A 25990-nucleotide genomic window follows, 5' to 3' on the forward strand; every position below is an offset into this window, starting at 1 on the left:
CGCGCCCGCGGCGTGACCGGACACCGCACGCTGTCCAGCCTCACCTCGATCCGTTATCGGGACGGCCTCCGGGTGACCTCCCCCGCCGCGACCTGGGTCTCCCTCGGCACGCTGCCGCTCGCGGACCTGGTGCGCTCGGCGACTACTTCTGCCGACGCTGGAGGCCGGGGGTCGGGCGGCCGGATGTCGCGAGGCAGCCCTGGGCGACGATCGATGAGCTGCGGGAGATGCTGGCGGCATCCGGCCCGGATCTGGAGCCAATCGCGCGACTCGAAGGAGAACTAGAATCGACCAGGCGCCGCGACCCTGGCGCCGTCGCCCCGCGTCCGCACCCTGACGCCGCTCACCCCGAGGACCGCACCATGTCCGCATCCGCCCCTGTGTCCGAACCCGTCACCGTCTCCATCCGCCGCGAGGTCGATCCGGAGCGCATCGCCGAGGCGACCGCGTGGGTGCAGACCGGAGTGAACCTCGCGACGAAGTACCCGGGCTTCCTCGGCTCCGGCTGGGTCCGTGCCGGCGAGGACTCGCAGGTCTGGCACATGCTCTACCGCTTCGCGAGCGAGGACGCGCTCACCGCGTGGGAGCAGTCCGGGGAACGCGCGTGGTGGCTGTCGATGGGCCAGGGCTTCGTCCGCAGCGAGAGGTCCAAGCGCCGCTCGGGCATCGAGGGCTGGTTCGACGAGCCGTCCACCGGCTCCATCCCCGTCGTCGACCCGGACGGCACGACGAGCACCGTGACCGTCGCCCCGGCGCCGCCGCGGTGGAAGCAGGCCGTCTCGATCTGGCTCGGCTTCTTCCCCGTGAACCTCGCGTTCACCTACGCCATGAGCCCGGTGCCGGGATGGGACGCCGTTCCGCTGTGGCTCCGCGTGCTCATCACCACCCTCGTGCTCACGCCGATCATGACGTACTGGGTGCTGCCGTTCGTCACGCGCTCCCTGCGGAACTGGCTCGCCCGCTAGCGGAAACGCCTTCTCAGGGGCCGGACTCCGCTCCCGGGGTGACGCCCTTCTTCGCCGGTTCCACGAGCGAGAGCGGATCGGCGATGTCCTCCAGCGACTTCCCGGCCGCACTGACGCCGAAGACGCCGCACACGACGCCGCCGAACATCATGATCGCCGCACCGAGCACGTACCCCCAGAACAGCGGACCGCGGTCGCCCGACTCCGCGCTCGCACCGATCAGCGCGCCGTAGAGCACCGGAGCGACAGCGCCGACGAGCTGCCCGATGGAGAACACGTAGGAGATCACCTGGCTGCGCAGTTCGAGCGGGAAGATCTCGCTCACGGTCAGGTACGCGGCCGATGCTCCGGCCGAGGCGAAGAAGAACGACGCGCACCAGAACGCCGTGTGCGTGCCCGCGTTCAGCACACCCGCGTTGAAGAGGAAGGCGCTGACGAGCAGGATCAGACCCGCGAGCACATAGGTGCCGAACAGCATCCGACGGCGTCCCCACGTGTCGAAGAAGTGGCCGAGGATGAGGGCGCCCGCGAGGTTGCCGACCGCGAAGACGATGAAGTACTGCGATGCGGACGCCGGCGGGGTGTCGTAGAAGTTCTCCAGCACGAGCGCGTAGGTGAAGAAGATCGCGTTGTAGAGGAAAGACTGCGTCACCATCATGGTGATGCCGACGAGCGTGCGCCGCGGGTACTTCTTGAACAGCACCTTCGCGATCACGAGGAGCGGGACGCTGCCGTACTCCTTGACCGTGATGGCTTTGCTCTCGTCGACGGGCTCGATCGACTTGCCCTCCTTGCGGATGCGCTCCTCGATCTCGTCGACGTTGCGCTCGGCCTCCTCCTCGCGGCCGTGCGTCATCTGCCAGCGAGGGCTCTCCGGGATGTGCCGCCGCAGCCAGATGATGAGGATGCCGAGGATCGGACCGACGAAGAAGCTCAGCCGCCAGCCGATGTCGGCGGGGAGGAGGTCGGTGTTGAGGAAGAACATGTTGGCCACGGCACCGAGCGCCGCGCCACCCCAGTAGGTGCCGTTGATGGCGATGTCGACGCGGCCGCGGTACTTCGCGGGGATGATCTCGTCGATGGCCGAGTTGATCGCCGCGTACTCACCGCCGATTCCCGCGCCGGCGACGAAGCGCCAGATGTAGAAGAACCAGGGGGCGAACGCGAGACCGGCGACGGCCGACCCGACGAGGTACACCCCGAGCGAGAGCAGGAAGAGGTTCTTGCGGCCGAGGCGGTCGGCGAGGCGGCCGAACACGAGGGCGCCGAACACCTGGCCGAGCAGGTAGCAGGTGCCGGCGAGGCCGACCTCGGCGGGACCCATCCCCAGCGTCTGCGCGTAGCCGTTGGCCGCGACGATCTGCACCTCGAGGCCGTCGAGGATCCAGGAGAACCCGAGTCCGACGACGATCATCCAGTGGAAGCGCGACCAGGGGAGCCGGTCCATGCGCGCGGGGACGAGCGACCGGACCTCCTTGACGGTGACGTCGGACGCGGACATGGGGCCTCCTTCTCGCGGGACATGCTTTCGTCCCGGATCCGGTTTACTCCTCCCGGAAATCCGCCGCATCCGCTTGACCGGGGGCCGTCGGCACGCTACTGCTCCGAATCGCGCGAATGGCTCCATCCCGCGGTGAGATGGAGCCATTCAGGCGATTCGAACGGAGGGGTCAGCCGGCCACGTGCCGCTCGTCGGGGCCGTCGTAGTGGGACAGCGGACGGATCAGGGCGTTCGCGCCGGCCTGCTCGATGACGTGGGCCGTCCATCCCGTCACCCGCGCCGCGACGAACAGCGGCGTGAAGGTGAGCGTGTCGAAGCCGATGAGGCTGTACGCGGGACCGGACGGGTAGTCGAGGTTCGGGTGGATGCCCTTGCGCTCGACGAACTGCGACTCCAGCGCGTCGTACAGCTCGGCGACGTCCTCCCGGCCGTAGTGCGCGACGAGGGTGTCGAGCGCGGCCTTCATGGTCGGCACCCGTGAGTCGCCGTTCTTGTAGACGCGGTGTCCGAAGCCCATGATCTTGCGCTTCTCCGCGAGAGCCTTGTCGAGCCAGGTCTCGACGGCGTCCGCCGATCCGATCTCCTTGAAGATGTGCAGCACGGCCTCGTTCGCCCCGCCGTGCAGCGGGCCCTTGAGCGCACCGATGGCCCCGACCACAGCCGAGTAGATGTCGCTGAGGGTCGAGGTGATGACCCGGGCGGTGAAGGTCGAGGCGTTGAAGGAGTGCTCGGCGTAGAGGATCATCGACCGGTTGAAGGCGTCGACCACGACGTCGTCGGCCTCTTCACCGAACGTCATCCAGAGGAAGTTCGCCGAGTAGTCGAGGTCGTCCCGCGGAGGGATGAGCTCCTGGCCACGACGGCGACGCTGACCGTAGGCGACGATGGCCGGCAGCGCCGCGAACAGGCGGATGCTGCGCGCCAGGTTCTGCTCCGGGCTGCCACCGGCGTCGAGCACCGAGCCGCCGGCCTCGGGGTCCGATGCGCCGATCAGGCTGACCGCGGTGCGCACCTCGTCCATCGGATGCGCCTCGAGCGGCACGAGATCGATCGCGGCCTTGACGTTGTCGGCCAGGGCGCGGTGCTTGCGCTCCTCCAGCCGGAACGCGGCGAGCTCGTCGCCCGTCGGCAGCTCCCCGTTCCACAGCAGGTACGCCACCGCCTCGAAGGACTGCGTGTCGGCGAGCTCCTGCACGGGATAGCCGCGGTAGAGCAGGCTGTTCGTCTCGGGGTTGACCTTCGAGATCGCGGTCGTGTCGACGACGACGCCCGCGAGGCCCTTCTTGATGTCCGGCTCGGTCATGGTCACTCCTTCGTAACGGTGAAGTTGAAGACGCCGGAGTCGAAACGGTTGTACGACTCGTAGTCGATCAGCTCGTAGAGGTCGGCGCGGTGCTGCATCTCGCCGAGCTTCGAGGTCAGGTGCCCCTCGTCGTTCAGCGTATCGAGCGCACGGCCCGCGGCCCCCATCGAGATGCGCAGCAGCGACACCGGCCAGATGACCATGCGCACCCCGGCATCGCGGAGACTGTCGACGGAGAACAGCTCGCTCTTGCCGAACTCGGTCATGTTCGCGAGGATCGGCACGTCCAGCGCCGCGGCCATGGCCTCGAACTCGCCGATCGTGCGCATCGCCTCGGGGAAGATCGCATCGGCTCCCGCGTCGACGAGCGCCTGGGCCCGGTCGATCGCCGCGTCCAGCCCCTCGATCGCCCGGATGTCGGTACGCGCCATGATCAGGAAGTTCTCGTCACGGCGGGCGTCGGCGGCTGCGCGGATGCGCTTGATCGCGGTGTCCTCGTCGACCACGGCCTTGCCGTCGAGGTGGCCGCAGCGCTTGGGGTTGACCTGGTCCTCGATGTGCGTTCCCGCGAGGCCGGCGTCCTCGAGCTCCTGGATCGTGCGGGCGACGTTCATCGGCTCCCCAAAGCCGGTGTCGGCGTCGACGATTGCGGGGAGGTCGGTCATCCGGGCGATCTGCTTCGCCCGCCCGGCGACCTCGGTGAGCGTGGTGAGGCCGATGTCGGGCAGGCCGAGGTCGGCGGAGAGCACGGCGCCCGAGATGTAGACACCCTCGAACCCCTTCTGCTCGATCAGTCGGGCGCTCAGGGGGTTGAACGCGCCGGGGAAGCGCAGCAGCTCCCCGGAGGCGAGCCGTTCCCGGAACAGGCGCCGCTTCTCGGCCGGCGTCGTGGTGGAGTACAGCATCAGTTGCTCCCCTTCGATCGGTGTTCACAACTCAGGAGACCGGCGGGGGAAAGTGCCGTGTAGGCGGTCAGCCGACGCATTCCGCGCCGATTCTCCTGAGTTATGAACGGCGTGGGCATCAGAACAGACCGGCGGGCGCCGCGGCGTCGTCGAGCAGACCCGGCTTCGCGACGATCGAGAGCTCGGCGACCTCGGCGGCCGTGAGCTCGGGCAGGCGCTGCACGAGCTCCAGGAACCGCTCGATCTCAGCGGACTCGAGTACGGGCTCCGCGAGCAGGCGGAACTTGGCGATGTAGTTCTCCCGTGCGAACGGGCGCGCACCGAGCGGGTGGGCGTCGGCGACGGCGATCTCGTCCACCACGGTCGAGCCGTCGGTGAGGAGGATCTCGACGCGGCCGCCGAAGGCCTTCTCGCCCGGGTCCTCCGAGTGGTAGCGGCGCGTCCACTCCGCGTCCTCGGCCGTGGTGATCTTGTGCCACAGGGCGACCGTGTCGGCCCGGCCGGCGCGCTCCGGCGTGTAGGAGTCGACGTGGTGCCAGCCGCCGTCCTGCAGCGCCACCGCGAAGATGTACGGTATCGAGTGGTCGAGCGTCTCGCGGGAGGCCGTCGGGTCGTACTTCTGCGGGTCGTTCGCACCCGAGCCGATCACGTAGTGCGTGTGGTGGCTGGTGTGCAGCACGATCGAGGCGATGTTCGCGGGGTCGCGGAGCGCCGGGTTCGCCGTGCCGAGCTTGCGGGCGAGGTCGATCCACGCCTGCGCCTGATACTCCGCGGAGTGCTCCTTCGTGTACGAGTCGAGGATCGCGCGCTTGGGTTCGCCCGCAGCGGGCAGCGGCACCTCGTAGGCGGCGTCCTTGCCGTCGAGCATCCAGGCGATCACGCCGTCCTCACCTTCGTAGATCGGCGCGGGGCTGGTCTGTCCGCGCATCGCCCGGTCGACCGCCTCTACGGCCATCTTCCCGGCGAAGGCCGGGGCGTGCGCCTTCCACGTGGAGATCTCGCCCTTGCGGCTCTGCCGGGTGGCAGTCGTGGTGTGCAGCGCCTGGCCGACCGCCTGGTAGATCGTCTCGACGTCGAGGCCGAGGAGGGTGCCGATGCCGGCGGCGGCGGACGGGCCGAGGTGCGCGACGTGGTCGATCTTGTGCTTGTGCAGGCAGATCGCGCGCACCAGGTCCATCTGGATCTCGTAGCCGGTGGCGATGCCGCGCACGAGCGCGCTGCCGTCCTTGCCGGTGTGCTGCGCGACCGCGAGGATCGGCGGGATGTTGTCGCCCGGGTGCGAGTACTCGGCGGCGAGGAACGTGTCGTGGTAGTCGAGCTCGCGCACGGCCACGCCGTTCGCCCAGGCCGCCCACTCCGGGCTGGTGCGGCGGTCGAGCGGTGTTCCGAAGAGGTTGGCGCCGGCACCACCGGTGGACACGGGGTGGCTGAACGCCTGCGCGCGGGCTGCGACGATCGGCGCACGGGCGAGGGAGGCCGCGGCGACGGACGCGTTGTCGATGATGCGGTTGATGATCATGTCGACGACGGGCTGCTCGACCTCGACCTGGTCGACCGCGACCTCGGCGATCTTCCAGGCGAGCTGGTCCTCACGGACGAGGTTCTCGGAGCTGGCGTGCACGCGGACGTGGTGGGTGACGGTCATGAGTGTCCTTCGCTGTCGGGGAGGGAGTCGAGGATGCCGGTGAGCGCGTTGTGCAGGTGCACATGCGTGGCATGGGCGGCGAGGTCGCCGTCGCGGGCGGCGAGCGCCTCGGCGATCGTGCGGTGCTCGGCCGCGGAGGCGGCGAGCCGCGCGGGCTTGTCACGGGCCATGCGCCGCACGCGCACGAGGTGGGTGCGGACGGTGCGCAGCGCCGCGGCGATGTAGTCGTTGGCGACGGCGTCGTCGAGGGCCGCATCGAACCGCGCGATCAGCGCGTAGTAGGCGTCGCGGCCCTCCGCCCTGGTGAGATCCACGTGCGCGAACTCCGCGGCGAGCGCGGCGAACCGGTCGGCGTCGCCCCGGACGGCCGCGAGGCGGGCGGAGGTCTCCTCCAGCGCGCGGCGGATCTCGAACAGGGACCGGATGTCGTCGGCATCGAGGTCGGCGACCACGGTGACGCGGGGCGACTGCTGCACGACCAGGCCGTCGGCGGCCAGACGACGCAGCGCCTCCCGCAGCGGCGTCCGGCTCACGCCGAGGCGCTCGGCCTGCTCCACCTCGCCGAGCACGAAACCGGCCGGCAGCTCCCCGGACTGGATGCCGTCCAGGAGCGCCGCATAGGCACGATCGCCCATGGACGTGCGCTCGACCGGGAGAACCATTCCGCCAGTGTATACATAAATGGCCCCCAGCGGGCCACCTGTCTTATTCAAGTGGTGCATTCGTATACATAGTCTCCGCCCAGCCGTTCCCCCATCCGGGCACATCTTCGGAGATCGCCGCGGACACGCCGCACGGCGGGGCCGGGGGCCGGCGTGTCGGCCCTGGAGTCCGAAGTTGTGCGCGGAGACGCCGCTCAGGCCGCGGGGCGGGGCTCGCCGAGCTTCACCACGACCACACCGGCGAGCACGAGCACGCCACCGACGGCCTGCAGCGGACCGGGGAGCTGGCCGAGCAGAAGCCAGCCGAAGAGCAGGGCCGCCACGACCTCGGCGAGCGCGACGAACGAGGCGAGCCGCGAGCCGAGCATCCGTGTCGAGACGATGCCGAGCACGTACGCGAGGGCCGTCGCGATCACGCCGATCGCGAGGACCGGCACGAACCACGGCACCGCGCCGAAGCGGTAGCCGACGTCGGAGGTCGTCCACGCGAAGGGCAGCACCCCGACGAGCGCAGCGAGACTCAGGCCGACGGCGCCGAGCAGCAACCCGCTCCCCGCGAGCGCGATCGGCGGTATGCCGGTGTCGGCCCGGGCGGACAGCACGAAGTAGCTCGCGGCCCCCACCATCGCACCGAGCGCCCAGAGGACACCGACGACATTCACCTGCGCGCCGGTGACGATGTCGAGCATGAGGACGAGCCCGACGAAGGCGATGCCGGCACCGAGGACGCTGCGCCGCGTGGGACGCTCTCCCCGACGCAGCCAGAGCCAGACGAGCACCGCGACCGGGGCGGTGTACTCGATGAGCAGAGCGATCCCGACGTCCATCACCGCGACCGCCTGGAAGTAGCAGAGCTGGGTGGCTGCGACGGCGAGCAGGCCGTAGGCGGCGACCATCCCCGCGTTCTGCCGGAGCGCACGCCACCGTCCCCGCAGCGCGAGAAGAGTGGGGACGAGCAGCACGAGCGCCGCGACCCACACCCGCACGGTGACGGCAGCACCTGGCGTCCACCCCGCGTCGATGAGTCCGCGCGCCCAGGCCCCGGAGGAACCGAACGCGAAGGCGGCGGCGATCGCGAGCGGGAGCCCGAACCGCACGCCGGCCCGGGTCCGGTCGGCGTCATCAGCCACAGTGCTCATGGGAGATGACGCTACGCGGACGGGAGTAAGCTGTCAACATGGTCTTCACCGATGACACCGAGGACGCACTCCGAGCCGCGGTCTGGCTCGCGAACTCGGCGGAAGAGCCGGACACCCTCGTGGATATCGACGACGAGAAGACCTTCCTCCAGGTGTTCCCGTACACGGGACGGGTCGACAGGGACGCGGTGGAGCTCGACGACCTCCGCGCTCTGCGCCCGCGGCTCCGTGCCATGCTGCTGGCTCCGCGCGACGAGATGGCCGCGCACGTGAACGCCGCTCTCGCGGAGGTGCGTCTGACCCCGCGGCTCGTCCGTCACGACGAGCTGGACTGGCACCTGCACGGCCTCGCCGATGAGCGCCCGCTGGCCGAACGCGTGCTCGTGGAGACGGCGATGGCTCTGATCGACGTCATCCGCACGGACGAAGGCTCTCGCCTCACCGTCTGCGCGGACGAGACCTGCCAGGCGATCGCGCTCGACCTCTCCCGCAACCGCTCCAAACGGTACTGCTCCACGAGCTGCGCCAACCGCAACGCCGTGGCGGCCTATCGCGCCCGGCGCGCCGCCGGCTGACCCCGTCGCCCGCCACGCTCGGAGGCCGCCCTCTCCGAGCGAGATCTGATGCTGCCCGCTCTTCACAAACGATTATCGATTAGTGTAATGTCGCGAGCGGCCCTCCCTCATGCATCAGGAAAGGATCAACGATGATCAAGGCCCGAGTCCTCCCCCTCGCCGGCATCGCGGCGGTATCCGCCCTCGCCATCGCCGGCTGCTCGACCACCGCCGGTGACGACGGCGGCGATGCCGGCGGCGACGTCACCGTCCGCATGCTCGTGAACGTCACCCCGAACCTGACCGAGGAGTTCTGGAACGACCTCGTCGCCCCGTTCGAGGACGCCAACCCGAACATCGACGTCGTCATCCAGAACCCGGGCGCCGAGGGGGTCGAAGCCGCCGTGCCGCGTCTGCTGGCCGCCGGTGACGCTCCCGACGTCGTGCAGTCCATCGCCCCGACGACCAAGCTCGCTCCCGAGCTCGTCGACCTCTCGCAGTACGAATGGGCGTCGTCCGGTCCGCTCGCCGACCAGTACTCGATCGACGGCAAGAACTACATGGCCGGCATCGGCGTGCAGCTGCAGAGCCTCTTCTTCTACAACAAGACCGCCTTCGAGGAGGCCGGGATCACGGAGCTGCCGACGACCGTCGACGAGCTCACGGACGCCCTCGGGAAGCTCAAGGACGCAGGGTGGACCCCCGTCCAGACCGGCGGTGACTGGATGACCAGCCACACGCTGCAGGCGCTCGGACTGCCGACCATCATCGCCGACGACCCGGAGTGGTTCCAGGACATCTCGGCGGGCGACGTCACGTTCAGCGAGACCTACGGCGACGCGGTCGAGACTTACGCGGACTGGGTGTCCGAGGGGTACATCCCCGGCGACGCCCTGGGCATCAAGTACCCGGATGCCGAGCAGGCCTTCCTCTCCGGCAAGACCGCGGTGTACTCGATGGGCAGCTGGTTCGCCGGCACCCAGGCGAAGGCGACGGACTCGGCCGACATCGGCGTCTTCCGCGCCCCCGCGATGAGCGCCGACGAGCAGCCCGCGATGGGCGCCAACATCGCCAGTCCCTACTCGATCCTCAAGGCGAGCAAGAACCAGGATGCCGCGGCGAAGCTCATCGAGTTCCTCACCACCGACCAGACCGCCGTGAGCGACCAGCTCGCTGTCGACGGCAACTTCCGCGACGGCTACGAGTACGACATGACGCCGCTCGGCGAGGAGCTGCTGCAGATCGTCGCCGACACCCCCGCCGAGGCCTACACGCCCACCGGCGGTGGCTACGGCGAGCGCACCCTCCCCGACGGCTACGCGGGCGAGATCAACACCCAGACCCAGGCCCTCCTCGGCGGCGCGCCCGCCGACCAGGTGCTGCAGGCCATGGACGACTGGTTCGCCGCGAACGCCGGCTGACCCTCGAGGAGCCGGGGACGCACCGTCCCCGGCTCCTCCCCGGCGCTGCTCCAGCGCCCTCCCCGCTTACGCGCCACCGAGAACGAGAGTGCCGCCATGACCCCGCCCACCACGACCGCGCCACCCCCGGCCGCGGCCACCGCCCCGACAGGACCATCGACGCCGATGAGCTCGACCCCCGCCCCGCGCCGCCGCACCGCGCTGCAGCAGTGGCGGAACCGGATCCCCGGCATCCTCATGGGAGGCCCGGCCGTCGCCGTGTTCCTGGCGATGTTCGTCATCCCGATGATCCTCGCGGCGGTGCTCAGCTTCACCGACTGGAACGGGTACAGCCTCAACTTCACCTTCGTCGGCTGGGACAACTACATCAAGGCGTTCCGCAGCCCGCGCTCGATACAGGCCGCGATCTTCACGGGCATCATCGCCGTGGTCGGCACGATCCTCTGCAACGCCATCGGCCTCGCGATCGCCGCCCTCATCTCCGGGCCCGGCCGCTCGAACACGATCCTGCGGACGGTCTTCTTCTACCCGTACGTGATCAGCGCCCTCATCATCGGCTTCCTGTGGTCGGCGATGCTCTCCCCCACCGGCGCCGTCAACGGTCTGCTCAGCACGCTCGGCCTCCCGGCGATGCCGTTCCTCACGGACCCGACCTTCGCCAAGGCGAGCGTGATCTTCACGATCGTGTGGTCGCACTTCGGCTTCAACATGATCCTGTTCCTCGCCGGCATCAAGTCGGTCCCGGCGGAGTACTACGAGGCGGCGACGGTGGACGGCGCCACGCGGTGGCAGCAGTTCCGCTCCATCACGCTGCCGCTCATCGCCCCCGTCTTCACCGTGAACCTCGTGCTCACGCTCGTCGGGCTCCTCAAGGCGTATGACGTGGTGCTGTCGCTCACCGACGGCGGGCCTGCCGGCTCGACGCAGACCATCGTCTACCAGATCCTCAAGGACTCCTTCGCGAACTCGGCCCTCGGCTTCGGCGCCGCGCAGTCCATGATCCTCCTCATCGTCACCGCGGTCGTCGGCCTCGCCGTCACCCTGGTGCGACGCCGCGCCGAGCAGAAGGCGACCGACTGATGAAGCAGACCCGCAACCGCCCGGCCATCGCCGTCAGCGCGATCCGGTGGATCGTCCTCGGCGTCGTCGCGATCACGATGCTGATCCCGATGTACACGATGCTGATCAACGCCTTCAAACCGCAGGCCGACATCATCGAGAACCCCCTGCTGATCACTCCGCAGATGTTCACGTTCGACTACCTGTGGGCCGCGATCACGAGCAGCAAGTTCAACGTGATCGCCGCGTACGGCATCACGCTGCTGTTCGTCGTGCTGGTGAACCTGTGCTGCATCGCCCTCGCCGCGCCCGTCGCCTACGTGATCGCGCGCGGACGGTCGAAGTGGCACCTGGGACTCCTGCTGCTCTTCGTCTCCGGGCTCTTCATCCCGGGCCAGGTGACGCTGATCCCTGTGGTCTTCGTGCTGCGGGTGCTCGGGCTCATCAACACGATCCCCGGGTTCATCCTCTTCGAGACCGCGGCGACCCTGCCGGTGACGATCTTCCTGTTCACCGCCTACCTCCGTAGCGTGCCCCGCGACATCGACGAGGCGGCGTCCCTGGACGGCGCCGGTCCCATCCGCGCATTCTGGGCGTGCATCTTCCCGATCATGAAGCCCGTGGTCGCGACGGTCGTGGTGCTCAACTCGATCGGGGTGTGGAACGACTTCGTGAGTCCGCAGATCATCCTCGGGCCGAGCTCCGGGATCTACACCGTGACCACCGGGGTGTATGCGGCGGTCGGACAGTTCTCCACCGACTACACGCAGGTGTTCCCGACCCTCCTGCTGGCCGTGCTGCCCGCGATGGTGTTCTTCATCGTGATGCAGCGCCACATCATCGGCGGCCTGGTCGCCGGAGCGACGAAGGGATGACCGTGCCGGAGACCCCGCTCACCCGTCCGCTGCGCACGATCCCGGCATGGGCCGTGCTGCAGCGCCGGCTCTTCGCCGAGGTCGAGGAGGCCCGCCGCCTCTTCCGCGACCGCTACACGCTGCCGGACGGCCGCCTCCGCGGCGTCGCCGAGTTCATCGACCGCGACGGCGTGGACGACCTGTACGAGCCGTTCTTCAACTGGCCCGCGTTCTACCTGCTCGGCGGCCCCGACGAGGTTCTCGCCGACGCCAAGCGGCACTGGGAAGGCGTGACCGTGCAGCTCGCCGAGGCGGGCATGCTCGCCGAGGAGTACGACAACGGCTATGACTGGTTCCATCAGGGCGAGTCGCTGCTCTTCCTCGCCGGCATCTGCGCCGCCGACCCGGCCGACACCGCGTTCGCCGCGCGGGCGGCCCGGTTCGCGGCCCTCTTCACCGACCCCGCGAAGGGCAACTACGACGCCGAGCGCAACATGATCCGCTCGCCGCACAACGGCGCGCTGGGCGCCCGCGAGGGACTCGACGAGAAGATCGTGCCGTACACGGCCGACCGGGACGAGATGCGCCCCTACGGCCTGCCGCTGCACGGTGTGGACGGCATCGCCTCCTGGGAGGACCTCGCCGATCCGGCGCACGCCCAGCGCATGGCGGAGGAGATGCAGCGCCGCGCGGCCGGTGACATCGCCGTGAACCTCGCCGCGACCTCCCTCGCCGCGAACCGCTGGCTCTACGACGGTGACGAGGAGGCGGCCGCGTGGATCCGCCGGTACGTCGACGGCTGGCGCGCGCGGGCGGACGGCGGGCTGCTCCCCGACAACGTCGGCCCGGACGGCACCGTCGGCTCCCTCCACGACGGCCGCTGGTGGGGCGGGCACTACGGCTGGGCCTGGCCGCACGGGCTGCACTCGGTCGGCATGAGCGCCCTGATCGGTGCCCTCAACCACGCGCTCGTCACAGGCGACGACGCCGCCCTCGACCTCGTGCGCACGATGCTCGACACCGTTCTCGCCGAGGCGCGCACGGGCAGCGTCGCCGAGTCCACGTACAGCTTGCGCGGCGGATGGATGGCCCGGCTCGGTGCCGCCGCCACCGAGCCGGGACTGCTCGTCCCCTACCGTCACGGCGCGGACGGCTGGTTCGACTACGGTCCGCTGCAACTCGACCTCCCCCTGTGGCTCTGGTGGTGGTCGCGACGGGCGTCTGACCGGGAGCGGCTGGAGACGGCGATCGCCGGCCTCCCCGACTCCACCGACCTCGTCGCGCCGTTCCGCGACAAGGAGGAGGCGGGCCACGAGGCCGGCTGGTTCGCGTATCTCTCCGGCGACCTCCCGGAGTACCCGGTGCGGGCGCTGGAGATGGCGCTCGGCCAGGTGGCGCGCCGTGCCGCGATGATGCTCGCCGACGACCGCGACCCCGACGCCGCGCACCTGCACTTCTGGCAGCGCGTGAACCCCGTCGTGACCGAGGTGCTGACCCAGCTCGTCGGCGGAGCGCCGCAGGTGCTCTACAACGGCGGACTCGGTTTCACGGCTCTGCGCTACGAGGATGTGGACCGCGCGCGACCCGGGCTCCCGGAGGACGTCGCCGCGCTCGTGCACCGCCTCGACGACCACGGCATCGGCGTGCAGCTCGTGAACACCTCCGCCGTGCACACCCGCACCGTGCGGCTGCGCGGCGGGCGCTTCGGGCTCGACCGGATCGTCCAGGTGACCGCCACCGGGGAGGAGCCCGGCTTCTGGCCCGGAGCGTCGGGCACCTACACGGCCCCGGACGCCCCGCTCGTCACCACGACGTTCGACGTGGACGACGACCTCGTGGTGACCTTGCCCCCGGCGCACAGCGCCGACCTCGACCTGACCATCGCGCGGGCGACCGGCTCGCCGCGCCACCTGTTCCCTGAAGGAGACGCATGAGCGCCGATCTGATCCGACCCGACTTCGCCCTGCCCGTGCGGGGTGGGGCCTACGAGCGGCCCTCGCGCGAGGTGGTCGACTCCTTCGACGCGATCTCCTCCGCCACCGCGTGCGCCAAGCTGCACGGACTCGGGATCCGCCGCAGCTACATCGACGGACCGGAGCCGCTGAGCCTCGGTCAGCGCGTGGTCGGCTCGGCGCTGACCCTGCAGTTCATGCCGCAGCGCGAGGACATGGCCTCCGGCGACGGTCAGGAGTACGCCGAGCGGCACACCGCCCTGTGGCACGTACTCGAAGCCGTGCAGCCCGGCGACGTGCTGGTGATCCAGGCCTACGGCAGCCGCTTCTCCGGGTGCATCGGCGACATCCTGGCGCGTTACTTCGCACGCAAGGGCGGGGCGGGGATCGTCGTGGACGGCCGCATCCGCGACGCCGGCCGCATCCGCGAGCTCGGCATCCCGGTGTGGTCGACGGGCACGACCCCGCACTACGCCTCGCAGTCGGAGCTCGTGCCGTGGGCGTACGACGTGCCGGTCGCGGTGGGCGGTGCGCTGTGCATGCCGGGCGACCTCGTGGTCGCCGACGACGACGGCCCCGTCGTGGTGCCGCAGGCGATGGCGCCGCAGGTCGTGGACGACGCGCGCGATCATGAGGAGTGGGAGGTGTTCAGCCGCCGCCGCCTCGACGAGGGCGCGCGCCTGAGCGACTACTACCCGCTGACCCCCGACAGCCGCGAGGAGTACGAGGCATGGCGTTCCGTCCAGAGCTCCGTCCGCTGAACCCCGCCGTCGCCGCGCGCGACGACGTCGGACTCGGTTGCGCGCCGATCGGCAACCTCTTCGCCCCCGTGGCGGACGCCGACGCGGTGGCCACCGTGCATGCGGCGCTCGCCCGGGACGTGCGGTTCTTCGACACCGCGCCCCTGTACGGGTCGGGTGAGAGCGAGCGGAAGCTCGGCCTCGCCCTCCGCGACGTCCCGCGCGACGACTACGTGATCGCGACGAAGGTCGGCCGGGTGCTCGTCGATGCGGACGGCCGGCCGGTCTCGGGAGCCGCGAGCGGGCACGACTCGGTCGTCGATCTCAGCAGGGACGGCGTGCGGAGGAGCCTCGACGGCAGCCTCGCCCGGCTGGGCGTCGATCGCGTGGACGTGCTGCACCTGCACGACCCCCTGGACGTGGAGGCGGCGTTCGCGACAGCACTCCCGGCGCTCGTCGAGCTGCGCGACGAAGGGGTGGTGCGCGCGATCAGTGTGGGCCTCGGGCGGCTCGACCCCCTGGAGCGCTACGTCGCCGAGGCGCCGCTCGACGTGGTGATGGAGGCCGGACGACTCACTCTGCTCGACCGCTCCGCCCTGGACCGGCTGCTGCCGACCGCGGCGGCGCGCGGCATCGGGGTGCTCGCGGCCGCCGTGTTCAACTCCGGCATCCTCGTCGACCCGGTCGGCTCCCCGTTCTTCGAGTACAAGCCCGCACCACCGGAGCTCCGGGAGCGGGCGCTGCGGTTGCAGGCCGTGTGCGCCTCGTACGACGTGCGGCTCGCGGACGCCGCGGTGCAGTTCCCGCTGCGGCACGGTGCGGACGCCGTGGTCGTCGGGGCGCGGACGCCCGCGGAGGTGGACGCGTTCGTGGACGGCCTCGACGCCGAGCTGCCCGCCGCGCTGTGGGACGCCCTCGACGCGGAGGCCGACGCGTTCGCGCGGCGCAGGATCTGACGTGCGGATCGTCGACGCCCACGTGCACCTCTGGGATGCGGATGCCGTGCCGATCCCGTGGTTCCGCGACGATCTCGGCCTTCCCCGCCACGCCGCGGCCACAGACCTCAGGCGGGAGCTGACGGACGCCGGCGTCTCCTCCGCCATCGCCGTGCAAGCAGCGGACACGGTGGCGGAGGCGGAGTGGCTGACGGCGACGGCCGCCCGGGACCCGTACGTGCGGCGCGTGGTGCTGCAGTACACCCCCGCGCCGGGACGGGCCGCCGGCGCCACCGCAGTCGCGCTCTCCCCCGCCGTGGTCGGCGTGCGCGCCGCGGTGCCGCAGTTCGCCGCTGACCTGTCCGATGTGGACGGCCTCGACGCCCTCGCCGACCACCTGGGCGCGACCGCCCGCACCCTCGAACTGCTCATCCGCCCGGAGCAGCTTCCCGCCGTGGCCGCCCTCTCCCGACGACACCCCGACACCGCGATCGTCCTCTGCCACCTCGGCCTCGGCGCCCGGACGGCCGATGCCGCATGGCTCTCCGCCCTCGCCGAGGCCGCGTCGGCTCCGGGAGTGTCGGCGAAGGTGTCCGGGCTCGACCTCGCGGCGCGCGGGGCGGAGGAGTCGCGGGGACTGCTGCGCTCCGCATTCACCCTCTTCGGCGCGGACCGGCTGTTGTTCGGCAGCGACTGGCCGATGTCCACGCGGACCACGACCTACGCGGAGGTGCTCGCCGCGACCCGGCGAGCTCTTCCTCCCCTGGCCCCTTCCGAGGCTCGAGCGTTCTGGTCCGGCACTGCCGACCGCCTCTCCCCCTTCACGGCCTAGCCCTCCCCCGTCGCAGATCCTCACCGCGTCGCAGGGACTCCGGTCACCCGTGCGACCCCGGTGCGAAACTGCGACCCCGCGCAGGGACTCCCCACCCCGGGACCCTTCCACACCCCCGTCGCGGATCCGCGCCGTGTCGCAGGGGCTCCGGCCAGCCGTGCGACCCCGGTGCGAAACTGCGAGCTCGCGCGGGGGTCAGTCGAGGAGGGTGCCGGCGGCGTGGGCGCGGAACAGGGAGGACGCGGCCTCTTCATCACCGTCGTCCAGCGTGTCGAGCAGGCCCTTGTGCCAGTCCGCGACCTCGTGCCAGTCCCCCGTGAAGGTGGGGTCGCCGAGCACGTGCATGACGCGCAGGCTCGGCTCCAGGAGGTCCCACATGCGGGGGAGGTACACGTTGCCGCTGGCCTCGATCACCGCACGGTGGAAGGTGAAGTCGAGCTCGCGGAACCGGGCGAGGTCCTCCGCCTCGGCCGCCTCGTGCATCTGTGCGATGAGGCCGACGAGCTCGGCCCGGCGAGCCGGGTCGAGCGCTCCGCAGGCCAGCCGTCCGGCCAGCCCCTCCAGCTCGACGCGCGCGACCTTGGCCTGCGCCGCCTCCTCCGCGGAGTAGCTCGCGACGAAGTTGCCCTGATGGCGCACGTGCGACACGAGACCCTCGTGGGCGAGCCGCTTGAGGGCGTCGCGCACGGGCGCCTGGCTCACCTGCATCTGCCGGGCGAGCTGCGACTCCACGAGCTGCTCTCCGGGAGCCAGCGTGGAGTCCTTGATCATCGCCTTGATGAGCGCGTAGATCTGATCAGACAGCAGTCCGCGCTGCAGTCCGGCCGTGCCGAGAGCATCCGTCATGACCATCAGTCTACGTCCATTATCGACTATCGCTAATGGACGCGGCCGTGCGCCAGGCATCCGCGATGAGGGCGGATCCGCGGGGCGTCGGGTGCACCCCGTCCGGCGCGAGCTCGACGACCGGATGCTCCTCCGCGGCCGCCGTGAAGACATCGTGCAGGGGCACGAACGCCGCCCCGTGTTCCGCGGCGAGAGCCCGCACCGCCGCCCGCTTCCCGTCGAGGTCGTCGAGCCATGCGCGCTGCTCCTCCGTCACCGGGAGGAAGTACGGCTCCATGAGGATCAGCCGCGGGGCGTGCGTCGCCACTGCTCGGCCGAGGAGGTCGCCGAGCGTCGCTTCGAAGTGCTCGGCCGGGGTCGGGTCGTCGCTGTCGAAGCGTCGCCACATGTCGTTCACGCCGACGTACACGGTCAGCAGCTCCGGAGCGGTCGGCATCAGCTCCGCGTCCCACCGGGCGGCGAGGTCGCGGGCGCGGTCCCCGGCGATCCCGAGGTTGCGGACCGTGGCTCCCGCCGCCTGCAGCTCGGGCGCGAGGAGCGACACGTAGCCGTCGCCGAAGGACCCGGGGTCGGAGCGATCGCGCCCCGCGTCGGTGATCGAGTCTCCGATGAAGATCACCCGCATCGTGGCACGTCCTGTTCGTCGTTCTTGAGCTTGGGTCGCACCGAGATCGGGAGCTCGACGCTCGCGCCAGCGTACGTCACGGTGAGCGTGTGGTGCGGGCGCACCTTGCTGCTGTCGAAGCCGCTGACCATGTCCGCCGTCACCTGCTGCGTGGTGCGGGAGCCGTCGCTCCAGTCCACCCCCAGCAGCATTCCGGTCACGTCGAGCTCCTCGCCGCGCACGTAGCGGGTCTTCGGGTCTGCCTCGGGGGCCCAGCAGATGCCGGTCACCGTCGCGGGCGGTGGCGTCGGCCGCACGGCCAGGGTGTTCGTCTTGCCGTAGTGGTAGACGTTGAAGAAGCCGTCGGCACCGATGCGGAGGTTCTCCCTGGCGTCGACCATGTTCCACACGGTCACGTCGTCCACCCGGAGCACGATGCGGGTGCCACCGTCCTCGGCGACGGCCCCGAACTCGATGCGGTGCGTGGAGCCCGGCTCGATGACCGTGTTGGGGATGCTGTCGAGCATGGTCTGCCCCGGGGTCCAGCTCTGGAACTCGATCACGTCCTCCTTGATCACCGCGAGGTAGCCGGTGTTGGAGTTCTGCCACGCGGGGAGCCCGGTCTGGTCGGAGCGCGCCTGGAAGCCGTACCAGCCGCCGTCGAAGGCGCCGAACTCCGCGTCGAACTGCAGCAGCGTGTCGCCGAAGCGTTCGGTCTCGTAGCCGTGCACGCCCTGGCCGCTGATCACGACGCCGGTGTCGTCCACGGCGATGTGGTCGGACTGACTCCAGTTCGCCCCGTCCGTCAGCTGGCCGTCGAGGCGGGTGGTCGGGTACTCGGCATCGTCCACCGTGACGGTGACCGTGTCGCTGAGGCTCGGGTCGGCGACCGAGGTCGCGGTGATCGTCGCGGTTCCGGCCGTGACCCCCGCGATCCGGCCGCCGGAGACCGTGGCGACCTCCGGCGCATCGGTCGTCCAGGTGACCCGGGCGTCGCTGGCGTCCTCCGGGGCGACCGTGGCCGCGACGGACCGCCGCTCCCCCACGGTCAGTCCCACGGCGTCGGCGTCCAGGCTCACGCCCGTGACCGGAACACCGGAGAGCGAGAACCCGATGTCGTCGAAGTCGAGCGAGGCGTAGTTCTCCACGTAGAACCCGACCCGACCGGCCTTGCCGGGGCCGGGGTCGGCGCCTTCCAGCGCGATCGCCCCGTTCACGGAGATCCGGATCTGCCCGTCCTGCACCGCGATGCGGACGTGCGACGTCTCCCCGGGGGTCAGGCCCTGCGCCGCCGGCACGACCTTCTCGGCGACGACCTTCCAGGCGTCGTCGAAGATCGTCCAGGTCGGACCGGCCGCGGCCTGACGGAAGCGGATGTAGCCGCCGCCCTTGCCGTTGCGGTCGTAGACGATGAGTCCCGCGTTGGCAGGGGTCGTCGCCGGCGCCGTGACGTCGAAGTCGAGCACGAACTCCGTGAAGTCCCGCGGCAGGATGCTGTTGGCGCCCTTGAGGATGCGGTACACCTTGTCGCCCGATGCATCCACCTGAATGGAGCGGTTCGGGTCGGTCGGCCAGCCGTTCGCCCCCGACTCGAAGTCGGTGAAGTGCAGCACGCCGTCGCCCTCCTCGACGATCACCTCGATGGTCGCGGTCTTGGTGGCATCGGCCTTCGCCGTCGCCGTGACCGTGGTCGTGCCGGGGCCCATGCCGAGCACCACGCCCTTGTCGTTCACGGTGGCGACGGCGGCATCGGCCGAGGCGTAGGTCACCGCGGCGTCGTCGGCGTTCCACGGCAGCGGCACGGCGCGCACGCGCACCTCGTCGCCCGCGTCGATCGTGAGCGTGTCGCTGTCGAACGCGATGCCCTCGAGCGGGATGGTCTGCGGCTGCTGCGTCTGCCCGATCGTGCCGTCGACCCCGATCTCGCCGAAGGCGATGGCCTCGAAGCCGGGGATCTGGTCGAACACGGCGGCATCGGCCTTCAGCGTGTAGTCGCCGTTCGCGGCGTCCACGAAGCCGGGGTCGGCGTCGGCCACCCAGTTGTCCTCGTAGTTCAGGAGGTTCTTCCCATCCTTCGCGCCGTGTTCGTTGACGCCGGCCATCCGGGCCCGGTTCGGGTTCCACACGACGTTCTCGGCGAAGGTGCTGTGGTTCGGGAAGTGGTGGTCGTCCTCGAAGAAGTGCGCGAGCTCGGGATACTTGGTCAGGTACGGCGTGCCCACGAAGTCGTTGTTGTCGGCGAACACCTTCTCCCAGGCCGGCATGTAGTCGCGGTCGACGACGTTGCCCTCCTGGTCGCCCATCCACTGCTCGTAGTTGTCGTACGGGGCGTAGGCGTCGACGAAGACGTTGTTGCGTGCCTCGATGTAGTCGGCCGAGCCGCTCTTGATCGCGCCGTTGCCCATGTTCACGAACACGTTCTTCTCGATCGTGAGGTCCCACGTGAAGTTGTCGGCGTAGATGCCCTCGACGCCCGCCATGCCGACGCCGATGTCGTGGAAGTAGTTCTCCCGGAACACGTGGCCGCGCTGCTGCGGGGTCTTGCCGGAGTTCATGTAGATCGCACCGAGGTCGTGGAACTGCTTGCAGACGTCGTACACCTCGTTGCGCTCGAACAGGTGGTCGTTGCCGTGCACGATGATCCCGGGATGTGGGGCGTCGTGGATCTCGTTGTCCCTGGCGATGTTGCCGACGCCGTCGAACATCACGCCGGGGTTGTAGGCCTTGTGGTAGTAGGCGAAGTCGGCGATCTCGGAGTTCTCGACCCGGTTGCGGCCGGGTTCGAGCGTCGTCTTGTCGCCGCCCTGGAGCACCACGCCGACGCCGCCGACGTGCGTGAGCCGGCTGTCGGTGACGGCGTGGTCGCGGCCGCCGCGGTTCACCGGGATGCCGTCGTAGGTGTAGCGCCCCGGCGAGTTGATGAGCACGCCGCCGTCGGTGAAGTTGCTGATGTCGCTGTGCGAGATCGTCACGTGCGAGCCGCCGAGGATCACGGCGGCCGTCGCGCGTCCGTACTCCATCACGAGGTCGTCGAAGTTCACATATGAGGCGCCGTCGGCGCGCAGCATCGGCTCGTCGAGCGTGGTGACCGTCACGGCGCCGCGACCGGACGTGAACGCCGCGTTGGGGATGAGGTACAGCTTCCCGGCGTCGCGGTCGATGTAGTACTCGCCGGGGGCGTCGAGCTCCTCCAGCAGGTTCTGCGCGAAGTGGAAGTCGGGGAACCAGCTCTTCATGATCCCGGACATCTCGCCGTAGCGGAGGGTGATGGTCTTCGCGTCGGTGTCGATGCTCTCGATCTTGTTGTACGACCACTCCCAGCTGTAGCCGAAGATGCCGTCCAGCCACACGTCCTCGGCCTGGGTCCAGTGCTTCGGGCGGTCGTAGCCGTAGCTGAACGTGCCGCCGCGCTCCTGCAGGTCGGCGTCGTTGCGGTCGGGCCCGGCGTCGATGATGTCGCCCATCTGCACGGTCGGGGTGGCCGCGTCGGCGTTGGGCCAGCGCGCGAGGGTCATGCCCTGGCCGTCGATGAACAGCTCCATGGGCGGGGTGGTGCTGACGTCGTTGGCCTTCCAGTAGCCGTGGCGGCTGAGCTGGCCGTAGTCGGTGATGCCGAGGTCGGCGAGGTCGATCCCGACGACACGGTCGCGGGCAGCTGGGTCGATGATGCGGTCGGTCACCGCCGCGTCGTCGACCGCGGCGAACTGGTCGCGCGGCAGCTCGCGACCGCCGGTGAGGGTGGCGGTCTCCCCGGGGTACGAGCGGTAGGTGATGGGGGCGTCGGCAGTCCCCGAGTCCTGCGCGCCGATCTCGAACGACGCCGAGCGGGGGTACGTGCCCTCTCGGAGGTACACCGTGAGGCCGTCGTCCGGCAGGGAGGAATCCGCCTTGAGCGCGCGGATCCGGTCGCGGGCGCCTTCCAGCGTCGCGAGGGGGTCGTCGATCGTGCCGGAGGCCGCGTCATCACCTCCCGGCGCGAGGTAGAGGGCGTCGTCGTCCGCGGCCGCAGCCGCCGACGGGATCGCCGCGCCGAGGGCGGATCCGAACACCGCCGCCAGGGTCAGGCTTGCCAGTACACGCTTCATCGCGTCTCCGAACTGTCGCTTCCCGCACGGCCGATGCGCGCGGCGCCGCGGGAGCGGCTGCTCCGACCGTAGCCAATCGATAATCGACTAGCAAGGATCGATACTGATCGTTTCGGATCGGCGATGTGTCAGAACGCCCGCCCCACACTGAGCAGTACGCCTAGTGATCCCGAGCCGCGAGGAGGGAGGTCGGGATGTGCCCGACCGCGAGGACGACCGCGGCCAGCGCGATCCACGGGTTCTGCAGCCACGCCGCTGTGCCGAGGAAGGCGGCCACCGGCGCGAGGGCCATCGGGACCGGGATGCCGAGGACGGTGTCGAACAGCGCCGACGCGGGCCGGCCGCGACGCAGGTAGCGGATCCAGAGGGCCCCGTACGCGAGCACCGCCAGCGCCACCGGCACCGCCCACCCCCACGCGATTGCGCCGGTCGCCGTGATCGCCGGGACCGTCATGCAGAGCGCCTGCCCTGCCCTCTCGAACACGAGGAGCACACGGGGCACCGCCGGGCTCTCGAGCTTCGGCCTCGGCGGGAAGGGGATCAGCAGCAGGTTCGGCAGGAAGATCGCGAGACTCACCGCCAGGCCGAGCAGTGAGAACCCCATGTCGTGATCGTACCGAGGGCGCCGTCCGGGTGAATCAGTTCACAAAGCAACCATTTTCCACCACTTTCTGACTATTGCGCTCTCCAGTTGACGTCGCTGTAATCTGCCGGAAATACTGAGGAAGCCCGAGACCGCACCGCGAGAGTGCGGACACATCACCCCAGGCCAAGGATGACCTAGGTGACAGAACAGACCATTTCCTCACAGATAGGAACAGGTCGCCGGCCCCGTCGCCTCTCGGACGGGATGTTCGCGCTCCTCCTCACGGCTCCCGGCCTCGCGCTCCTCGCCGCCGTCGTCGTGTACCCGCTGATCACGGCCCTCATCACCGCGTTCTACAAGCAGAGCCTCGTCGAGCCAGGCCGCGAGTTCGTCGGCTTCCAGAACATCGTCGACGTGCTCACCGGTGAGTTCTTCCCGCTCCTCACCCAGACGCTCGTCTTCACCCTCGGCACGACCATCGCGCCGTTCGTGATCGGCTTCGGCCTCGCCCTCGCCCTGAACACGCGCATCCGCGGCGCCAAGGTGCTCCGCGGCCTCATGCTCATCCCGTGGCTGATCCCCGGCGTGGTCGTGTCGTTCCTCTGGATGTGGATCTTCAACGCCAACTACGGCGTGCTCAACGCGGCCCTGGAGACCGTCGGCCTCATCGACTCCCCCCAGGCGTGGCTCGCGAACCCCACCACCGCCATGATCGCCGTGATCGTCGCGAAGACCTGGCAGTCGTTCCCCTGGATGATGGTCATGCTCCTCGCCGGCCTGCAGACCGTGCCGATCGAGCTGCACGAGGCCGCCGAGATCGACGGCGCCGGCACCATCCGCCGCTTCTTCTCCATCACGGTCCCGCAGATGAGCGGCATCATCGGCCTCGTGATCCTGCTGGAGTTCATCTGGAACTTCCAGCACTTCGACATCATCTACGTCCTCACCGGCGGCGGTCCCGCCGGCTCCACCCAGACGTTCGCGACCGCCGTGTACGAGACCGCGTTCGACGGCTTCGACCTCGGCCACGCCGGGGCGATCGGCCTGCTCTGGATGATCCTGCTGATGGCGCTCGTCGTCGTCTACGTCCGCCTGTCCGAGAAGGGAGAGAAGCGATGACCGCCGTGCTGACCGAGGAGACGGTGGCCGCCGTCTCCGCCCCGCCCGCCGCACCCCGTCGTCGGCGCCACCGCGCCGACCGCCGTGCCTCCACCGTGAGCGCCTGGATCGCCGTCGTCGTGTTCGGCGGGTTCGCGCTGCTGCCGGTGTACTGGCTGCTCGCGACCTCGCTGACCCCGCGCACGGAGGTGTTCAGCTACCCGCCGAAGCTGTTCCCCACCGAGATCACCTTCGAGGCCTACGCCGCCCTCGCGAACAACCCGGCCCTGTTCGGCTACCTCCGCAACAGCATCGTCGTCTCCGTCATCACCGCGATCCTCTCGGTCCTGGTGTCGGCGTACATGGGCTACGCGTTCTCGAAGTTCCGCTACCGCGGCCGCCGCAGCCTCATGTACTTCGTGCTGGCGTCGCAGATGTTCCCGCAGGCGCTACTGCTCATCACCCTCTATGCGGTGTTCTCGGCATACGGCCTGCTCAACACCTACACGGCGCTCGTGCTGTCGTTCACGACGTTCACGCTGCCGCTGTGCGTGTGGATGCTGAAGGGCTTCTTCGACACGATCCCGGACGAGCTCATCGAAGCCGCCCGCGTCGACGGCGCGTCCCGCCTGCGCATCATCCACTCGATCGTGCTGCCGCTGGCCGCCCCCGGCCTCATCGCCGCGGGACTGTTCGCGTTCGTCCGCGGCTGGAACGACTTCATCTTCGCCCTCACCCTCGCCGGTCCCGACAAGCAGACCCTGCCGCCCGGCCTCGTCAACACGTTCATCGGCGAGGCGTCCACCGCCTGGCCGGAGCTCATGGCGGCTTCGCTCGTGGTCTCGCTCCCCGTGGCCATCGCGTTCATCGCCCTGCAGCGCTTCCTCGTCGGCGGACTCACCGCCGGCGCGGCCAAGGGCTGACCCGCACCACCCCCTCATCCGCAGTCCCTCGAAGAAGAGAGAGCACCCTCATGTCCGAGAACACCACCGTCTCCCGTCGCCAGCTGCTGCAGTTCGCCGGGCTCGGCGCCGCCGGCCTCCTCCTCGCCGGTTGCATGCCGAGCGGCGGCGGCAGCGGCAGTCCGTCCTCCTCCCCCGGCGCCGGGCTCGGCACCGGCGACTTCACCGCCACCGACTTCTCCTTCTCCAGCTGGTCGCTGACCGAGGAGGCCGCCGCCCCGGCGACCCGCGCGCTGCTCGACGGCTACAAGAAGACCAACGACGTCGGCATCACCGAGGTCTCCTTCCCCTACAACGAGTACTTCAAGCAGCTCATGCTGCAGGTGCGCGGCGGGCAGTTCACCGGCGCCGCGCACGTCGACGTCGCCTGGCTCGCCTCGCTGGCCGCGCTCGGCAAGCTGGAGGACGTCTCGGCACTCACGAAGGGCCGCGGCTACACCGCCTCGAGCCTGGAGGCCACGCAGCTCGACGGGAAGCAGTACGCGTTCCCGTGGACCATCGGCGCGATCGGCCTCATCACCAACTCCGAGCTCCTGAAGAAGGCGGGGATCTCCACGTTCCCGACCACCGTCGACGACTTCGAGGCGGCGCTGAAGAAGCTCAAGGCCCTCGGCGGAGGCCTCATCCCCTACGCCGCCTCGACCAAGGCCGCCCAGCTCAAGGACGTCCTCATCTGGATGCAGACGTTCGGCAGCGACCTCGTCAAGGACGGGAAGGTCACGATCGGCGACGACGCGAGCATCGAGGCGGTGACCTGGTACAAGTCGCTGTACGACCAGGGGCTCATCGCCGCCGACGTCGACCGCTTCGACGCCCGCTCCCTGTTCGCCCAGGGCCGCGCCGCGATCTACGACGACGCCCCCGTGGGCCGCGCGTCCGTCACGAAGGACTCGCCGGATCCCGACCTCGCCTCCAAGCTCGTGCCCGAGTCCCGCCCGGTGCTGAAGAAGGGCGACACCCCGCGCGCCCTCGTCTGGGGCGGCGCCATCGCCATCGTCGGCGGCGGCTCCGGCGACAGCACCCGCACCGCCGCGGACTTCGGCCAGTGGGCCACGAGCGACCTGAAGGCGGTGCTCGGCGACTACGAGCTGCGCGGCCTGCCGCCCGTGACCGAGGAGGCGCAGGCCTCGAAGGAGGTGGGGTCCGACGCGTTCGGCGCCCGCTTCGCCGAGAAGATCACGGCGACCGCCACCACCAACCCGTTCTGGCAGTACCCGCAGTACGCCCAGATCGAGACCGTGATCGCCGACCGCGTGCAGGCCGTCCTCGTCGGTCAGCAGAGCGCCAAGGACGCGATGGCGCAGGCCGGCGACCAGGCGCAGAAGCTGCTGGGCTGAGGAAC

Annotated in this window: 22 protein-coding genes; 12 read left to right on the forward strand and 10 right to left on the reverse strand. The window is 70.0% G+C overall.

Annotation, left to right across the window (positions count from 1 at the left end):
- The first annotated feature begins 362 nt into the window (after positions 1 to 362).
- Entirely contained in the window at positions 363 to 965 is a 603-nt protein-coding gene (locus AB0310_RS08115) for an antibiotic biosynthesis monooxygenase (RefSeq protein WP_062765537.1), read from the forward strand.
- Between the two features lie 13 nt (positions 966 to 978).
- On the opposite strand, the gene AB0310_RS08120 is transcribed toward AB0310_RS08115, so the two are convergent.
- From AB0310_RS08120 to AB0310_RS08145, 6 genes are all read right to left on the reverse strand, one after another.
- Positions 979 to 2466 carry an MFS transporter gene (locus tag AB0310_RS08120; protein WP_366236984.1) on the reverse strand — a complete coding sequence of 496 codons (1488 nt, stop codon included), beginning with the start codon at positions 2464 to 2466 and terminating at the stop codon, positions 979 to 981.
- 169 nt (positions 2467 to 2635) lie between these two features.
- Positions 2636 to 3769: a bifunctional 2-methylcitrate synthase/citrate synthase gene (locus tag AB0310_RS08125; RefSeq protein ID WP_187662493.1), complete on the reverse strand. Its 1134-nt coding sequence runs from the start codon at positions 3767 to 3769 to the stop codon at positions 2636 to 2638.
- A 2-nt stretch (positions 3770 to 3771) separates the two neighbouring features.
- Positions 3772 to 4674, reverse strand: coding sequence for a methylisocitrate lyase (gene prpB / locus AB0310_RS08130; RefSeq protein WP_187662494.1), 903 nt, complete (start codon positions 4672 to 4674; stop codon positions 3772 to 3774).
- A 118-nt stretch (positions 4675 to 4792) separates the two neighbouring features.
- Complete coding sequence (locus AB0310_RS08135; protein WP_366236985.1) at positions 4793 to 6319, reverse strand: MmgE/PrpD family protein; 1527 nt, start codon at positions 6317 to 6319, stop codon at positions 4793 to 4795.
- Entirely contained in the window at positions 6316 to 6981 is a 666-nt protein-coding gene (locus tag AB0310_RS08140; RefSeq protein WP_187662496.1) for a GntR family transcriptional regulator, read from the reverse strand. The genes AB0310_RS08135 and AB0310_RS08140 overlap by 4 nt, the downstream gene beginning before the upstream one ends.
- Before the next feature lie 194 nt (positions 6982 to 7175).
- Positions 7176 to 8120 (reverse strand): EamA family transporter, encoded by a 945-nt coding sequence (locus AB0310_RS08145; protein WP_366236986.1) that lies wholly within the window; start codon positions 8118 to 8120, stop codon positions 7176 to 7178.
- Between the two features lie 38 nt (positions 8121 to 8158).
- On the opposite strand from AB0310_RS08145, the gene AB0310_RS08150 reads away from it, so the two are divergent.
- The 8 genes from AB0310_RS08150 (at position 8159) to AB0310_RS08185 (ending at position 16467) form a co-directional block, all read left to right on the forward strand.
- On the forward strand, positions 8159 to 8695 hold the full coding sequence (locus AB0310_RS08150) for a CGNR zinc finger domain-containing protein (protein ID WP_210675806.1): 537 nt from the start codon (positions 8159 to 8161) through the stop codon (positions 8693 to 8695).
- Between the two features lie 131 nt (positions 8696 to 8826).
- Positions 8827 to 10095, forward strand: coding sequence for an ABC transporter substrate-binding protein (locus AB0310_RS08155; RefSeq protein WP_187662499.1), 1269 nt, complete (start codon positions 8827 to 8829; stop codon positions 10093 to 10095).
- Between the two features lie 96 nt (positions 10096 to 10191).
- On the forward strand, positions 10192 to 11175 hold the full coding sequence (locus tag AB0310_RS08160; RefSeq protein ID WP_363446441.1) for a carbohydrate ABC transporter permease: 984 nt from the start codon (positions 10192 to 10194) through the stop codon (positions 11173 to 11175).
- Positions 11175 to 12029, forward strand: a complete 855-nt coding sequence (locus AB0310_RS08165; protein WP_363590504.1) for a carbohydrate ABC transporter permease — start codon at positions 11175 to 11177, stop codon at positions 12027 to 12029. Before AB0310_RS08160 ends, AB0310_RS08165 begins: the two co-directional genes overlap by 1 nt.
- A complete protein-coding gene (locus AB0310_RS08170; RefSeq protein WP_366236987.1) occupies positions 12026 to 13942 on the forward strand; it encodes a DUF8034 domain-containing protein in 1917 nt (638 codons plus the stop codon). Before AB0310_RS08165 ends, AB0310_RS08170 begins: the two co-directional genes overlap by 4 nt.
- Entirely contained in the window at positions 13939 to 14721 is a 783-nt protein-coding gene (locus tag AB0310_RS08175) for an RraA family protein (RefSeq protein WP_259953317.1), read from the forward strand. Before AB0310_RS08170 ends, AB0310_RS08175 begins: the two co-directional genes overlap by 4 nt.
- Entirely contained in the window at positions 14691 to 15656 is a 966-nt protein-coding gene (locus AB0310_RS08180; RefSeq protein WP_366236988.1) for an aldo/keto reductase, read from the forward strand. The genes AB0310_RS08175 and AB0310_RS08180 overlap by 31 nt, the downstream gene beginning before the upstream one ends.
- Position 15657: 1 nt before the next feature.
- Complete coding sequence (locus tag AB0310_RS08185; RefSeq protein WP_366236989.1) at positions 15658 to 16467, forward strand: amidohydrolase family protein; 810 nt, start codon at positions 15658 to 15660, stop codon at positions 16465 to 16467.
- Between the two features lie 195 nt (positions 16468 to 16662).
- Here AB0310_RS08185 and AB0310_RS08190 read toward each other — a convergent pair whose 3' ends face one another.
- From AB0310_RS08190 to AB0310_RS08205, 4 genes are all read right to left on the reverse strand, one after another.
- On the reverse strand, positions 16663 to 17313 hold the full coding sequence (locus AB0310_RS08190; RefSeq protein WP_187662504.1) for a GntR family transcriptional regulator: 651 nt from the start codon (positions 17311 to 17313) through the stop codon (positions 16663 to 16665).
- Between the two features lie 19 nt (positions 17314 to 17332).
- A complete protein-coding gene (locus AB0310_RS08195) occupies positions 17333 to 17938 on the reverse strand; it encodes an SGNH/GDSL hydrolase family protein (protein ID WP_366236990.1) in 606 nt (201 codons plus the stop codon).
- Positions 17929 to 22002 (reverse strand): Ig-like domain-containing protein, encoded by a 4074-nt coding sequence (locus AB0310_RS08200; RefSeq protein ID WP_366236991.1) that lies wholly within the window; start codon positions 22000 to 22002, stop codon positions 17929 to 17931. The genes AB0310_RS08195 and AB0310_RS08200 overlap by 10 nt, the downstream gene beginning before the upstream one ends.
- A 160-nt stretch (positions 22003 to 22162) precedes the next feature.
- Positions 22163 to 22606 carry a hypothetical protein gene (locus AB0310_RS08205; protein ID WP_187662507.1) on the reverse strand — a complete coding sequence of 148 codons (444 nt, stop codon included), beginning with the start codon at positions 22604 to 22606 and terminating at the stop codon, positions 22163 to 22165.
- A 246-nt stretch (positions 22607 to 22852) separates the two neighbouring features.
- Here AB0310_RS08205 and AB0310_RS08210 point away from each other — a divergent pair, with 246 nt between their 5' ends.
- The 3 genes from AB0310_RS08210 to AB0310_RS08220 are packed head-to-tail and all read left to right on the forward strand — an operon-like array spanning position 22853 to position 25985.
- Complete coding sequence (locus AB0310_RS08210; RefSeq protein WP_174235390.1) at positions 22853 to 23707, forward strand: carbohydrate ABC transporter permease; 855 nt, start codon at positions 22853 to 22855, stop codon at positions 23705 to 23707.
- Entirely contained in the window at positions 23704 to 24609 is a 906-nt protein-coding gene (locus tag AB0310_RS08215) for a carbohydrate ABC transporter permease (protein ID WP_366236992.1), read from the forward strand. Before AB0310_RS08210 ends, AB0310_RS08215 begins: the two co-directional genes overlap by 4 nt.
- 50 nt (positions 24610 to 24659) lie before the next feature.
- A complete protein-coding gene (locus tag AB0310_RS08220; RefSeq protein WP_366236993.1) occupies positions 24660 to 25985 on the forward strand; it encodes an extracellular solute-binding protein in 1326 nt (441 codons plus the stop codon).
- Positions 25986 to 25990 lie beyond the last annotated feature (5 nt).

The organism is Microbacterium meiriae (assembly GCF_040702565.1).
GTDB classification, from domain to species: domain Bacteria; phylum Actinomycetota; class Actinomycetes; order Actinomycetales; family Microbacteriaceae; genus Microbacterium; species Microbacterium meiriae.